Raw genomic sequence first — 13,833 nt, 5'->3', positions numbered from 1 at the left:
TTTCCTCTTTGTTTAAAGTGAAGGTTCGTAAAAATGCCCCAGAATAGTGACACTTCCTGAGATACTTACAAACGCCTTTGGATCCGATTCTTTCATTGCCATCTCCAGATCACTCATTTCGTACCGAGAAATTATGGTGAACAAAATCGTTTTTTGATTATGATTGTAGGCACCCTCAGCACCGTGAACAATGGTAATCCCCCGCCGCATATGGTTCTGAACGCTATCAATCACACTCTTAGGACGATCAGTCACGATCATTACCTGCATTTTTTGTTGTCGCGTATAGGTCATGTCCATAATCTTGGCATTTACAATTAACCCAATTGCAGAATAAAACGCAAATGGCCAACCGTAGATAAAACCAGCTGCACAAACAATCATGGCATTAAAAACAATATTGATTGTGCCAATACTCTTACCTGTCCGCTTGCGAATGACCATTCCTAAAATATCTAACCCACCAGTGGAAAGCCCATTTTTTAAGGCTAATCCGGTTCCGTAACCATTTACAGCACCTCCAAAAATAGCGCAAATAATGGGATCCGTTGTTAAGGTCATGGGATGCAAAACTTTGATCATGATACTAGCCAAACCAACAGAAAGAATGGTAAATAATGTAAATCGATGACCAATTTGACGCCAAGCTAGAAAGAACAGAGGTACATTTAGCACAAAAAGCATTAGGGCGGTTGATAAGTTAAATGATAGATAACGACCACTTAATGTTGAAACCAGTTGTGCAAATCCAGTAATTCCTGAGGCGTAAATTTTACCCGGAGTCCAAAAGAAATTCATCGCAATAGAGACCAAAATAGCGTAAATAAAAGCAGTTCCAGCTAAAGTTGAATACTGATGACGTTTGGCAATCTTTTTAAACTGTTTATCCATGAAAGGTAATTAATTCTCCTTTTCCCAATTTGCTTTTTTAAATGCTTCTCGCCCACCAGCTTCTTGTTGCTTATAAGCATCAGGATTTTTTTGGTAAAAGTCCTGATGAGCTTCTTCCGCTGGATAAAATGGAACGACATCTTCAATTGTAGTCACAATTGGTTTATCAAATTGTTCTCGATTTTGTAAATCTTTTTTAGATTGTTCAGCAATTTTACGTTGTTTGGGACTATTCACAAAAATGACCGGGCGATAATTATCTCCGCGATCTTGAAACTGCCCCATTGCATCTGTAGGATCCGTTTGCTGCCAATAAATTTGAACCAGTTTTTGATAAGACATCACTTTTGGATCAAAAGAAATTTTAACAGCCTCTGTGTGTCCGGTTTGGTGAGATTTTACTTCTTCATAAGTAGGATTGACGGTATGTCCACCTGTGTAACCTGAAACTACCTTACTGATGCCTGGTAAAGAGTCAAATGGCTGAACCATGCACCAAAAACAACCACCTGCAAATATTGCGGTTTCTTCTTCACTCATAATAGCCATCTCCATTTTAAATTTAATAAGAAATTGTTTCTTTTAGCTTATATCGTATCATAATCGCCAAGCTATTTCTGTTGTTTTGGCTTTAAACCTAAAATCAGCCGGTAACGTCCTCCATTACGCGGCTGATAATCATTTTAATTATTTATTTTGATCATTTTCGTTAACAGAAAATAAATGTAATTCTTGTAACTGTTTTTCGGCAACTGGACGAGGAGCTGATGTCATTGGTTCAATGGCTTTGGAATTCTTTGGAAAGGCGATAACATCACGAATATTATCACGGTCAGCCAATAAGCGGGCAAAACGATCTAAGCCGATTGCTAAACCGCCATGAGGTGGGAAACCAGTATCCAAAGCTTCTAATAAGTAACCAAAACTTTGTTCCGCACGTTCTTTAGTAAATCCAAGGGCTTCCAACATTTTTTCTTGAAGATCGTGTTGGTGAATACGAATTGAGCCACCACCTAATTCCAAACCATTTAAAATAATATCATAGCTTTGGGCGTGGGCCTTATGGGCATCTTCATCGTCATTCATCAAATAATGCACGTCTTCTTCGTTTGGCATAGTGAAAGGATGATGAGCTGGTACCCAACGTTTATCCCCTTCATCGTATTCAAACAGTGGCCAATCTACAACCCAAACATAGGCAAACTTATTCTTGGGAATCATGTTCTGTTCTTTGGCAATTGCTACGCGCAAGTATGACAAAGTATCTGCTAAAACTTTTGTCCGGTCAGCGACAAACAGGAGTAAGTCGCCTACTTTAGCCTCAGTGGCAGTCAAAATTTGATCCCGAATAGCATCATCTTTGAAAAACTTCGCAATTGGGCCAGAAAAGCTATCATCTGTAACTTTAAGCCAGGCTAAACCTTTAGCACCAAAGCGTTCGATGTATTCTGTATACTTATCGATTGCTTTACGAGAATAGAGGTCTGCTCCACCTGGAACTGCAATTGCTTTAACTTGACCGCCTTTTTCGACAGCACCAGAAAATACTTTAAATTCAGAATCTTTCATAATATCTGAAAGATCTTTCAATTCCATTCCAAATCGTAAATCAGGTTGGTCAGTTCCAAAACGGGCCATTGACTCATTCCAAGTAATCCGATCAAATGGGAGTTTGACATCGATGTTTAAAGTATCCTTCATAACTTTAGCAATTAAGCCTTCAGTTAAGTCCTGGATTTCTTCAGCATCTAAGAAACTCGTTTCCATATCAATCTGGGTAAATTCGGGTTGACGATCACCACGAAGATCTTCGTCACGGAAACAACGGGCAATTTGATAGTAGCGGTCAAAACCAGCTCCCATCAGTAACTGCTTAAATAGTTGAGGAGATTGAGGTAACGCATAAAAATGACCAGCATATAATCGTGAAGGAACTAAGTAATCGCGGGCTCCTTCTGGAGTAGATTTTGTTAAATCTGGGGTTTCAATGTCAACGAAGCCTTCTGAATCAAAATAACTATGAACGGCCTGTGTGATGCGGTTACGGATCATTAATCCACGTTGCATTTCGGGACGGCGTAAGTCTAAATAACGATATTTTAGGCGTAATTCATCAGAGACATTGATGTTATCTTGAATGTAAAAAGGTGGTGTTTTAGCCTTGTTTAAAATCTTGGCTTCATATACCTCGACTTCAACCTCGCCAGTCTTCATTTTGGGATTAATTTCTTTTTCAGAACGTGGAACAACTTTACCGTTAATCTCAATAACATACTCGCTTCGTAATTGATCTGCAACGGCCAAGGCTGATTCAGAAAATTCCTTGCTAAAAACCAACTGGACGATGCCTTCCCGGTCCCGCAAATCAATAAAAATCAAATTTCCTAGATCCCGACGTTTCTGGACCCAGCCCTTCAAAACAATTTTTTGATCTAAATACTGCTTATTAACCAATCCGGCATATGTTGTTCGTTTCATTTTATGATCTCCCTACTTTTCTAAAAACTTACCAAATAATTCTGGAAAGTTCTTGTAAACATCTTCTAATTTAACTTTTTGTTCATCACCTGTTGCCATCACTTTTAAGTTAACGACTTTGTTTGTTAATTCATCGTTTCCAATGGTGATGACAATTTTGGTATTTAGACGATCAGCCGTTTTAAACTGCGCCTTAGGTTTTCGATCTAAATAATCCTGATCAGCACTAAAACCATTGCTGCGAATCTTTTCGACAATTTTTAAAGTTTCAGCTTTTGTTTCGTCACCAATGCCAACAACGTATACATCTAAAGGATTAATTGCTGGTAATGGAGCATTTTGAGCCTGCATAAGTAACAACAAACGTTCAACGCCCAATCCAAACCCAATTCCTGGTGTCTCAGGGCCACCAAGCTCTTCAACGAGGCCATTATAACGGCCACCAGCACAAACGGTCACATCGCCTTTTCCAAGAGCCTTATCGTTAGCCATGATTTCAAAGATTGTGTGATTGTAATAATCCAAGCCGCGAACCATGGATGCGTCAACGGTATAATCAATATTCAAAGCTTTTAAAAGATTTTTAACGGTTTCGAAATGGCTCGCAGATTCAGGTGATAGATAATCCAAAATTGAAGGCGCATCTGCCACAAGTTTTTGATCATCCTTATCTTTACTATCAAGTACACGCAAAGGATTTTTGTGTAAGCGGACCTTAGAATCGTCACTTAACTCGTCAAAATGTGGTTCTAAATAAGCAATCAAAGCGGCACGATAAGCTTCGCGGGTCGCCTGGTCGCCTAACGTATTAATAACTAGTTTCAAATTATGAATGCCAAGTTTTTTGAGAAGTTGCATTCCCATTGAAATAACTTCAACATCCAAATTAGGACTTTCACTACCAAACGCTTCAACTCCAATTTGGTGAAATTCACGTAACCGCCCTGATTGTGGACGTTCGTAACGGAACATTGGCCCCGTATAATAGAGTTTAACTGGTTTGATGTGTTCTGGCCCATAAAGTTTGTTTTCAACAAATGCACGTACAACCCCGGCAGTGCCTTCTGGACGTAAGGTAATATGGCGATCCCCTTTGTCACGGAAATCATACATCTCTTTAGTCACAATATCAGATGTATCTCCAGCACTTCTTGAAAACACTTCAAAGTTTTCAAAAATTGGGGTGCGAATTTCGTGGAATCGATAGTTATCAAATAATTTCTTTGCGGTAGTTTCGATGTAGCTCCATGCCACAGCTTCATCAGGTAAGATGTCCGCTGTACCTTTTGGACGTTGATATTTCATGTTAAATTCCTCCTAGATATGTAAATCCGATCTGAAAACAATAAAAAACGCCCTTGTTATTTACAAGGGCGCGCGGCGCGGTACCACCTTAATTATTTACTCATTATAGTTAACGTTTTGCAACGGAATCTAAAATTAGATTCACCTCGAAAGTGTCTTCGAATGATTCCTTTACCCAATCGCAGCAACCTTGGGCTCTCTGAAAAGGAAAAACACCTACTATTCTTTGTCTTTGGTTTTAATATTAAACTACCATTAAAATTACTAAACTATCTTTGTCCTGTCAAGGGTTCTTCCAGAAATATCCCTTTTTGTGGGCTATCTGGTATATAATAATGAGAAGAATTTCATTTAGGAGAGGAACCTATGTACACAAATATTCGTACCTCAGTTAAAAACAATCGACTTCAAATTTTACTCATTTTAGTTTTTCTCATTGCAACAATTACTTTTACACACGCACTTTTTTCTAGTAAAACCGTACGTGTAGGCTTAGATAATGTTGCAGTACGCAATGGGCCATCGCTATCCTATTCGCAAATGGGCACCTTAAACTCTGGTAAACGCGTAACTGTTTTAAAAAAGAAAAACGGGTGGCTGCGCGTTCGTTATAATGACCAGAAACTTGGCTGGATTCCTAGTTGGCTTACGAATCGGAAATTTGGTTTCAAACAGGCAACTAAGCTATCTGAAGCGACCATTGTCCTTGATCCCGGCCATGGCGGCAATGATTCCGGTGCTTTAGGTATTAACCAAAAAAATGAAGAAAAAACCTACACTCTAAAAACCGCAAAGGTGGTAAAAAAATCCTTAGAAGACCAAGGTGCTCGCGTTTTCCTGACTCGATCTACTGATACTTATGTCGGATTAGCGGCAAGAGCAAATTTGTCTAATGAAAAGAAAGCAGATGCGTTCATTAGTTTTCATTACGATTCAGCACCTGAAAATGATTCAGGCTCTGGCGATACCACTTATTATTATCATAAAGAAACATCATTGAAACTGGCCGAGATGGTAAACACCCAGCTCAAAACTAAAATTAGCTTAAATAATCGTGGCGTCCAATTTGGTGATTTCGAAGTTACACGGGACAATACCCAACCTGCCTTACTTATTGAAGGTGGCTATATCAATACCGCCAAAGATTTTAAACAAATTAGAACGGAAACTTATCGCAAACAAGTGGCTTCTGCGGTGACAAGTGGTTTAACAAATTTCTTTAGTGAGAAATAATAAGAGGCAATAATTCAGCTAAATTTTTAACCCTTTTCTCTGGCTGACTAGTAACCTGAATTAAATGATCAGGATCAAATAGAATTCCCTTTATATCAGCATTATGGGCTGCCAAAATATCAAGATTGCGATCACCAATCATGATGGCAGTCTTTTTTTCTGTCTGAAATTTTTTGATCAAGAAATTTAAGGAAGCAGGATCTGGTTTTCTTGGGAACTTATCCGTACCAGTAACTCCCCCACTAAAAAGAGAGTCAAACCCATGGTGCTGCATTAACCCTTTTGCCTGAATATCTCGATGTGTTAATAAAAAATTACGGCCATTTTTTTGAATATTTTTTTGACAAACTTCATAGGCCCGATCAAAAGGTTGTGCTTTCTCTAATAGCTGAGCTTCGTTGGTCCGGTAGGTACTTTCTAAAGTTGTGTAATTTAAATTATAGGTCGATGCCAAACTTTTTAAAGTTTCCCCTAATGAGCCCTGACGCATTTGCCAATATAGGTCGTGTGCCTTCTGGTCAGTGATCCCGTTGACTTCTAATGCTTGTTTGAGACTTTTAACCATGATCGGATACGTATCAAATAGTGTGCCGTCAAAATCCCAGAATAAATCCATCGTTAACCTCCTTTATTTCTGTAACTGATCAGTATCAAAAATAATTGTCACTGGTCCATCGTTACATAGTTCAACTTGCATATCAGCGCCAAACTCACCTGTGCCAACTTTTAAGCCAGTTTCCGAAAGCTTTTTGTTAAAGGCTTGGTACAAATCTGCAGCTTTTTGTGGGTCCCCTGCCTCAGTGAAACTTGGCCGGTTGCCATGTCTAGTATTTGCATAAAGTGTGAATTGGGAAACAGAAAGAATCTGACCTTCCACCTGTTTGATATTTAAATTCATTTTCTGATTTTGATCTTCAAAAACTCGTAAATTAATTATTTTATGAACTAGATAATCAAGTTCTTGTTCCGTATCTTGATTCTCAAAACCAACCAGCAATAAATAGCCTTGGCCAATTTTTCCCACTACCTTGTGTTCAATGGAAACCTGCGCCTGTTTAACCCGCTGTAAAACAACTTTCATTTTTAATCTCTCCATCCATGCCTAATTTTTATCAAAAAAACCCGAAAACCAAAGTTGTTCGATCTCATCAAAGTCGAATTCCATTTGAATTTCAGGTTTTATTTTTAATGCGATGGCCGTTCCACAACATAAACGTCTTTCACTATTTTTAAATTATCCATAATATGATTCAAATGATCCAAGTTTCGAACCCCCACAGTTAAACTGATCGTAACCATCCGATTATGATCAACTTTTCCGTTTACAGAATTCAAATAACGGGTTGTGTTATTCACTTTTTTCAAAATGTCGTTCAACATTCCGTTACGATTATACCCTTGGACTTCCAAGTCCGCCGCATAATTATTATGTGAATCATTGGGGTCTGCCCATTCCACTCCGATTAGCCGTTCGTCGTGTTCTTCCGCGTTGACGACATTGGGACAATCTTCTCGATGGACTGAAACACCACGGCCTTTTGTAATATATCCTACAATCGGGTCACCTGGAACAGGATTACAACAATGACTTAAGCGAACTAGAAGGTTATCTGCCCCTTCAATAATAATCCCGCTGGATGAACTTTTCTTTTTGCGTTCTTTTTCTGTTTCATTTTCATTAGAAATTGTTTGATGATCTTCAAGCAGCTCTTTTTCTTCTCGTCGCTTTCGATCCTCTTCTTGCTTAGCACGGACGTCATCAGTTAATCGGTTAGCAACTCCTGTAGGTGCTAAATCACCAAACCCAATCGCTGCATACATATCATTGACTGACGTATAGTGTAACTTATTCGCTACTTTTTCCAGCTTAGCGGGCTCTAAAATCTCCACTGGATCAAAACCAGTCTGACGCAATTGATGTTCAATAATTTCATGGCCTTTATCAACATTTTCAGACCGATCTTCTTGACGGAAGAATTGTTTGATTTTATTTCTAGCCCGCCTAGTAGATACTAAGTTAATCCAATCACGACTCGGACCGGCAGAATTTGTAGAAGTTAAAATATCAACAATATCTCCATTTTTAATCTTGTAATCCAATGGAACAATTTTGCCATTTACTTTAGCTCCCGTGGTATGATTACCCACTTCGGTATGAATAGTGTAGGCCATGTCAAGTGGGCCGGAACCCTTCGCAAGTTCAAACACATCACCTTTAGGCGTAAACGCATAAACTCGATCACCGAATAGATCCCCTTTAACAGAATCCATAAAATCAGCCGCATCTTTGCTTTCATCCTGAAGTTCAACGATTTCTTTAAACCAGTTTAGCTTGTTGCCTGTTTCACTTGCCGCAACCTTGTCGGTCTTTCCTTCTTTATAAGCCCAGTGAGCTGCAACACCATATTCAGCAACCCGATGCATCTCTTCAGTTCGAATCTGAACTTCTAGGGGTTTACCTTCTGGGCCAACGACTGTCGTATGCAAAGACTGATACATATTGGCTTTAGGCATGGCAATATAATCTTTGAATCGACCTGGCATTGGTTTCCACCGGGTATGAATTGCTCCCAAAACGGCATAGCAGTCCTTGATAGACTTGGTGATCACCCGAATAGCCAACAAATCATAAATCTGGCTAAACTGTTTGTGTTGATCAACCATCTTCCGATAAATCGAATAAATATGTTTTGGTCGTCCGTAGATATCTACTTCTGTAACCTTTAAATCATCCAAAGCCTTTTGGATATCACTAATCGCCAAGGCAATATATTCTTCCCGTTGGTCACGCCGTGAATTCATCAAATGAGCAATTCGGTAATATTGCTGAGGATTTAAATAGCGGAGGGAAATATCTTCCAATTCCCACTTAATCGTACTAATACCTAAACGGTCTGCAAGGGGTGCATAAATTTCCAATGTTTCATTGGCAATTCGCCGTTGTTTATCAGGTCGTAAATGTTCCAAAGTGCGCATGTTGTGCAAGCGATCCGCTAGTTTGACAATGATTACGCGAATATCTTTTGACATGGCAAGCAACAACTTCCGGTGATTTTCTGCTAGCTGTTCCTGATTAGACTTATAACGGATTTTGCTGATTTTGGAGACGCCGTCTACAATAACCGCAACATCATGACCGAAAAGCTCTTCAATATCGCCAAGCGTAATTAATGTATCTTCAACGGTATCATGAAGAAACCCAGCACAAATTGTGGCCGGATCCATTTTTAAATCTGCTAAAATACCGGCAACTTGAATGGGATGCATAATGTAAGGTTCCCCAGATTGCCGATATTGATCCTTATGAACGTAAGTCGAAAAGTCGCAAGCTTTTTGGACAAAGGCCACATGATCTGCATTCATGTATTTACGACACATATTTAAAACATCTTGGGCGGAAAGTACGGGTTCTTGTGACATAATTTAGCCTCCTTTGACTCTACAATTTAGAAGAACATAAAATGCTCTGATTGTGCATGATAACTTGATTTATATAATAATTAACGAAATAATCCTGCTTAGCTTGTTAACCCGTAAGCAATATAACTTGTGCTTAAATAAATGATTACAAAATAATACCCATACTTCGGTAAGAAGAAATAAGCACCAATTAGAAAGAAGATTGGAAATAACCACAAAAGTAACCAGTGTGCTCGGTTAGCCTTAATCAAAGAACCTAAAATGATGGCCGCCAACGTATTAATAATCATGAGAAACCAAAGATCAACAAACACATGCGAAGCACTCGTAATATGTAAAATAAAAGGTAACAAAACCCCAAGCACTATAGCTGAAACCCAGTATCGCCACTTTATCTGGACAAAAAAGCCTAATGTTTTATTCAAATTAATTCCTCCAGTAGAGACTCTCAAAGTATATTGCCTAATTCTACCTCATTTCGGTGAAAACGGAAATAGCTGTTAAGAAATATAATGGGGCCGTTTCAGCTCTCAAAATACGAGGACCTAACCCGACGCTAATAAAAGCAGCATCGGTCAATTTTTTAATCTCTTGGGTGGATAGACCACCTTCTGGGCCAAAAAGCGCGAGCACCTCATCATTTGCCTGCATTTGAGCAATTTGATGATGCAACTGCGTATGTTCCCCTTGTTTTGCAGATTCTTCATACGCAACAATTTTAAACTTACCAGGCCACTGCATAAGTTCTCGTAAACTGCCACAATAAGAGATTGTAGGGATATAAGCACGGTGTGATTGCTCAGCGGCTCCAACGGCAATTTTTTGTAAACGATCAATCTTACGGGCGATTTTTGCTGCTGGCCATTTGACAACTGAAAATTCTGTTGGCAAAAATATAAAATGACGAGCACCCATCTCAGTTCCCTTTTGGACAATCTTTTCGCTTTTTTCACCTTTTGATAAGCCACATGCAATAGTAACTTCTATTGGCATTTCAACAGCATGTTCAAGTTGTTTAACTGGCAAAATCTCTGCTGATTTTTCATCAATACTTTTAATTTTTCCAAGAAAGACTTGATGATTAGCAGCTACAAATTCGGCCTGCTCATTCTCCTTGGCACGCATTACTCGAACCAAGTGGTGAAAAGTATCTCCCGTTACAGAAAAAACTTCTTGTAGTTGAATTGGTTGGTCTGTAAAATATCGTTGCATTTAATTTCGCCTCTAATTTTATTGGTAGTTTTTTAAATGTTTATCCTATCATTTTTAGTGCTAATCTGTGGGTATTTGTGCAACTACTGCTCGCCAATCTTTCATTTGGAGAATTTCAATTATTTTAAATTTTTGGTCCTGTAGCGCCGAAAGAACGGTTGGTAGTTTTTCTTTTATAATCCCTGAAGTAATGAAGATTCCATTAGGTTTCAGACAAGCCTTCGCCTGCGGAACTAGAGGGACAATAATCTCGGCCAAAATATTGGCCACGACAATATCAGCTTGGGCTTGAATACCTGCCAATAAATCATTTGTTCCCAGTTGAACATTTTTCACATCCGGATTCAACTTTAAATTTTCTACTGCTGAATTAACGGCAACCTGATCAAGGTCATAAGCTTTAATTTCACTTGCTCCCATTTTGCTCGCAGCAATACTTAAAACTCCTGAACCTGTTCCCACGTCAATTACCTTTTCACCACCGCGTAGATACATCTCTAGAGCCTGCAAACATAACTGGGTAGTCGGGTGGGTTCCTGTTCCAAATGCCATTCCAGGATCTAACTTTAAGATTTTTTCTTCAGGAGAAGTTTTTTGATAGCTTTCCCAACTGGGCACCACCGTCAAATAGCGAGTTACTCTAACTGGATGATAATATTTCTCCCATTCGGTTTGCCATTCGGTTTCTTCTAGTGGCTTTTGAATAACTTTCCCAGATCCAGGATTTAGACCAAATTTTTTTAAAGCTAATACTTGAGATTCAATTTTAGAGACTAATGCTTTAATATCGCTTGAAGACACATAATAGCCGGTGACCAAGGCCCCATTTTCAATGTGGGGAATATCTTCTAAGTCTAAAATTTCACCGAACTTGCCAGCTCGTAAATTTTTGTAATCATCTGCATCTTCAATTTTAACGCCATCAGATCCAGCATCTTCAAGAATAACACTAACAGCATCCACAGCTTCATTTGTGGTTTGTACGCTTAATTCAGTCCATTTCATTTTCAAAACTCCTTATTTATTCACATTTTTCCAGCCTAGTTGTTTGTAGTCTACATCACGTTTGGGCATTCGTGAAACATATGGATTACCTTTCACGAAATAGCGCAAAGGTTCATTTGTCCATTTTCCTTTATTAGGCACGCCAATTCTGCCACTTTGTCCAATAGCTGTTGGAACTAAAAAATCGTTTAAATCTAACCACAGAGATCCTGTATTTAACAAAGTTCCCTTTAGTGATTTAGGGATTCCGAAAGCTTGCATCAGTTTTCCAGGACCACTCGTTAATTCATAAATAGGTTGAACTGGCCGATTTTTTTGAAAATTCACAAGTCCTTCAACCGGTTGCACCGCTCTAATTAAAACTCCTTGCGGGTCATTTTCACCTTGGGTAATCAGATTAAGGAGTAATTGGGTCCGCATCTGATAAATGTAAATTGTTCCTGCCTCGTGATATAAAGGTTCATTTTTAGGTGTGCGATGACTTTGAAAAGCGTGTGCTGCTTGATCCATTGGTCCGATATATGCTTCATCTTCAACAATATAAGCACTCATTAACCCTGTTGAGTTTTGAAAAACGAGGCGTTTTCCCAACAAATCTTGAGCAATTTCAGAAGTTGGTCTCCCTGATAAAAAAATTTGTGCTTCATCAAAACTAGTTTGCATCTTAATCATCCAATTCATCTATTAAGTTATTGCTTCCTTTATTTTACAGCTTTGAATTCAGATAAAGCAAAAAGAATTTGAATCAAGGCACCATTCAAATTCTTTCCAGATTAATATGATTAATTCAATTTTTAACTGTAAATAATTTAGTTGAGCTATTTCTTTGCTTGGGTTCTTTTTTCATAGAATTCCCGCTCACTAGCTGCCTTTTGAGGAAGAACTAGATTTAATCCAATTCCTAAAACAGTTGCAACTGCTAAACCAGAAAACCGGTATTGCCCAAGTTTTAAATAAGCATTTCCAATTCCGATAACCAGAATTGCGGATGCAATCATCAAATTTCGTTTGATGTTAAAATCAATTTTTTCATCAATTAGCACTCGTAACCCGTTTGAAGCAATGGTTCCGAACAACAAGAAACTTATACCACCAATTACCGGGGATGGAATGCTTTGAATTAAAGCACTTAATTTCCCAATGAAACTAAAGATAATCGCAAATACGCCTGCTCCGGCCAAAACGTACACACTGTGCACTTTCGTGATGGCTAATACACCGATATTTTCACCATAACTAGTTACTGGAGGTCCACCTACAAGGCCGGCAATAATTGAAGCTGTCCCATCACCAGCTAAGGTATGATTCAATCCAGGGTCAACAAAGAAATTCCGCTTAGTTAGCTTGTTTAGTACCATAATATGTCCCGTATGTTCGGTCATCGTGACAAAGGCGATTGGCGCCAAACTTAAAACTGCGCCCCAATAAAAATGAAAGTGATAAGTTAAAAATGGTACTTGAAATTTAGGAAGTGAGAACCAGGCTGCTGAAGCTACTCCACTAAAATCAACAATTCCCATTAAGGCCGCCACTACATAACCTACAACTATTCCAAGGAGAATTGGGATAAGACTAATAAAGCCCTTCAAATACATGTTAAATCCGATCGTAACCAATAAAGTTATCAGAGCAACGACAAAGTAGCGCCAGTCATACGTTGTTTTCCCAGATGCTAAGGTCCGCATGGTGGCATCTGTTGCCGCAGTTCCTGCCAAAGAAAGCCCAATAACCATCACAATTGGCCCCACAACAATGGGCGGAAGAATTTTATTTATCCAATCAGATCCTACAACGCTGACCATCAAGGCAACAATTAAGTAAACTAAACCGACGGCAACCGTTCCTTGTGCGATTCCAGGATATCCGGTCGTTTTCATCAAAGCGACCATTGGCACGATAAAAGAAAAACTTGATCCCATATATGCCGGAATCTTTCCTTTAGTAATTAATATGTAAATTAAAGTCCCAACTCCGGAACTGAATAAGGCAATTCCAGGATTCAAACCTACTAAAATTGGGACTAACACGGTTGAGCCAAACATTGCGAACATATGTTGAATAGACAGACCTATCCAATGACCTAAAGTTGGCCGATCATGAATGTCTAAGACGACATCATCATTATGAAATTCTTTTTCTTTTGCCATGTAAAACCCTCCTATAATATTAAAACCCCTCTGAGCTATGGGCACACTCAAAGGGGTTTAGAATAAGCGGATTGATTTAACTTTATTCTAGACTACCTTTGAAGTCTCACAGGACATCTTTAAAGGATTTGCTAAAGTTAAG

Annotated in this window: 13 protein-coding genes and 1 other annotated feature; of the genes, 1 reads left to right on the top strand and 12 read right to left on the bottom strand. The window is 38.8% G+C overall.

Annotation, left to right across the window (positions count from 1 at the left end):
• Positions 1-12: 12 nt before the first annotated feature.
• From ACLHK8_RS01860 to hisS, 4 genes are all read right to left on the bottom strand, one after another.
• Positions 13-891 carry a YitT family protein gene (locus tag ACLHK8_RS01860; protein ID WP_057772094.1) on the bottom strand — a complete coding sequence of 293 codons (879 nt, stop codon included), beginning with the start codon at positions 889-891 and terminating at the stop codon, positions 13-15.
• Between the two features lie 9 nt (positions 892-900).
• Positions 901-1,431 carry a peptide-methionine (S)-S-oxide reductase MsrA gene (msrA, locus tag ACLHK8_RS01855; protein ID WP_057772092.1) on the bottom strand — a complete coding sequence of 177 codons (531 nt, stop codon included), beginning with the start codon at positions 1,429-1,431 and terminating at the stop codon, positions 901-903.
• 147 nt (positions 1,432-1,578) lie between these two features.
• On the bottom strand, positions 1,579-3,369 hold the full coding sequence (gene aspS, locus ACLHK8_RS01850; protein ID WP_320532093.1) for an aspartate--tRNA ligase: 1,791 nt from the start codon (positions 3,367-3,369) through the stop codon (positions 1,579-1,581).
• A 12-nt stretch (positions 3,370-3,381) separates the two neighbouring features.
• Positions 3,382-4,674, bottom strand: a complete 1,293-nt coding sequence (gene hisS / locus ACLHK8_RS01845) for a histidine--tRNA ligase (protein WP_063697581.1) — start codon at positions 4,672-4,674, stop codon at positions 3,382-3,384.
• Between the two features lie 61 nt (positions 4,675-4,735).
• Positions 4,736-4,916, bottom strand: a binding site (T-box leader).
• Between the two features lie 124 nt (positions 4,917-5,040).
• On the opposite strand from hisS, the gene ACLHK8_RS01840 reads away from it, so the two are divergent.
• Positions 5,041-5,907: an N-acetylmuramoyl-L-alanine amidase gene (locus ACLHK8_RS01840; protein WP_063697584.1), complete on the top strand. Its 867-nt coding sequence runs from the start codon at positions 5,041-5,043 to the stop codon at positions 5,905-5,907.
• On the opposite strand, the gene ACLHK8_RS01835 is transcribed toward ACLHK8_RS01840, so the two are convergent.
• The 8 genes from ACLHK8_RS01835 to ACLHK8_RS01800 all read right to left on the bottom strand — a co-directional run bounded on the left by ACLHK8_RS01835 (position 5,894) and on the right by ACLHK8_RS01800 (position 13,691).
• The gene (locus ACLHK8_RS01835) at positions 5,894-6,523 is read right to left on the bottom strand and encodes an HAD hydrolase-like protein (RefSeq protein WP_063697587.1); all 630 of its coding nucleotides are present in this window, start codon (positions 6,521-6,523) and stop codon (positions 5,894-5,896) included. The two genes, ACLHK8_RS01840 and ACLHK8_RS01835, sit on opposite strands and share 14 nt — an antisense overlap.
• Before the next feature lie 12 nt (positions 6,524-6,535).
• The gene (gene dtd / locus ACLHK8_RS01830) at positions 6,536-6,988 is read right to left on the bottom strand and encodes a D-aminoacyl-tRNA deacylase (protein ID WP_063697590.1); all 453 of its coding nucleotides are present in this window, start codon (positions 6,986-6,988) and stop codon (positions 6,536-6,538) included.
• A 104-nt stretch (positions 6,989-7,092) separates the two neighbouring features.
• Positions 7,093-9,327, bottom strand: coding sequence for a RelA/SpoT family protein (locus tag ACLHK8_RS01825; protein WP_063697592.1), 2,235 nt, complete (start codon positions 9,325-9,327; stop codon positions 7,093-7,095).
• 98 nt (positions 9,328-9,425) lie between these two features.
• Positions 9,426-9,752, bottom strand: a complete 327-nt coding sequence (locus ACLHK8_RS01820) for a hypothetical protein (RefSeq protein ID WP_063697594.1) — start codon at positions 9,750-9,752, stop codon at positions 9,426-9,428.
• A gap of 43 nt (positions 9,753-9,795) precedes the next feature.
• Positions 9,796-10,539: a 16S rRNA (uracil(1498)-N(3))-methyltransferase gene (locus ACLHK8_RS01815; protein ID WP_057772072.1), complete on the bottom strand. Its 744-nt coding sequence runs from the start codon at positions 10,537-10,539 to the stop codon at positions 9,796-9,798.
• A 60-nt stretch (positions 10,540-10,599) separates the two neighbouring features.
• Positions 10,600-11,544 carry a 50S ribosomal protein L11 methyltransferase gene (gene prmA, locus ACLHK8_RS01810; RefSeq protein WP_057772070.1) on the bottom strand — a complete coding sequence of 315 codons (945 nt, stop codon included), beginning with the start codon at positions 11,542-11,544 and terminating at the stop codon, positions 10,600-10,602.
• Between the two features lie 12 nt (positions 11,545-11,556).
• On the bottom strand, positions 11,557-12,225 hold the full coding sequence (locus ACLHK8_RS01805; protein ID WP_231908595.1) for a DNA-3-methyladenine glycosylase: 669 nt from the start codon (positions 12,223-12,225) through the stop codon (positions 11,557-11,559).
• Between the two features lie 137 nt (positions 12,226-12,362).
• A complete protein-coding gene (locus ACLHK8_RS01800) occupies positions 12,363-13,691 on the bottom strand; it encodes a uracil-xanthine permease family protein (RefSeq protein WP_057772068.1) in 1,329 nt (442 codons plus the stop codon).
• Positions 13,692-13,833: the final 142 nt, after the last annotated feature.

The sequence above is a fragment of the Pediococcus sp. M21F004 genome (genome assembly GCF_051122535.1).
Taxonomy (GTDB): Bacteria; Bacillota; Bacilli; order Lactobacillales; family Lactobacillaceae; genus Pediococcus; species Pediococcus inopinatus.
The sequence above is the reverse complement of the archived record's forward strand: the minus strand, read 5'-3'. Positions and strand labels throughout refer to the sequence as shown.

Coding starts and splice junctions, on each gene's coding strand:
- ACLHK8_RS01860 (WP_057772094.1), bottom strand. CDS start 891: ATGGATAAACAGTTTAAAAAGATTGCCAAACGTCATCAGTATTCAACT.
- msrA (WP_057772092.1), bottom strand. CDS start 1,431: ATGAGTGAAGAAGAAACCGCAATATTTGCAGGTGGTTGTTTTTGGTGC.
- aspS (WP_320532093.1), bottom strand. CDS start 3,369: ATGAAACGAACAACATATGCCGGATTGGTTAATAAGCAGTATTTAGAT.
- hisS (WP_063697581.1), bottom strand. CDS start 4,674: ATGAAATATCAACGTCCAAAAGGTACAGCGGACATCTTACCTGATGAA.
- ACLHK8_RS01840 (WP_063697584.1), top strand. CDS start 5,041: ATGTACACAAATATTCGTACCTCAGTTAAAAACAATCGACTTCAAATT.
- ACLHK8_RS01835 (WP_063697587.1), bottom strand. CDS start 6,523: ATGGATTTATTCTGGGATTTTGACGGCACACTATTTGATACGTATCCG.
- dtd (WP_063697590.1), bottom strand. CDS start 6,988: ATGAAAGTTGTTTTACAGCGGGTTAAACAGGCGCAGGTTTCCATTGAA.
- ACLHK8_RS01825 (WP_063697592.1), bottom strand. CDS start 9,327: ATGTCACAAGAACCCGTACTTTCCGCCCAAGATGTTTTAAATATGTGT.
- ACLHK8_RS01815 (WP_057772072.1), bottom strand. CDS start 10,539: ATGCAACGATATTTTACAGACCAACCAATTCAACTACAAGAAGTTTTT.
- prmA (WP_057772070.1), bottom strand. CDS start 11,544: ATGAAATGGACTGAATTAAGCGTACAAACCACAAATGAAGCTGTGGAT.
- ACLHK8_RS01805 (WP_231908595.1), bottom strand. CDS start 12,225: ATGAATTGGATGATTAAGATGCAAACTAGTTTTGATGAAGCACAAATT.
- ACLHK8_RS01800 (WP_057772068.1), bottom strand. CDS start 13,691: ATGGCAAAAGAAAAAGAATTTCATAATGATGATGTCGTCTTAGACATT.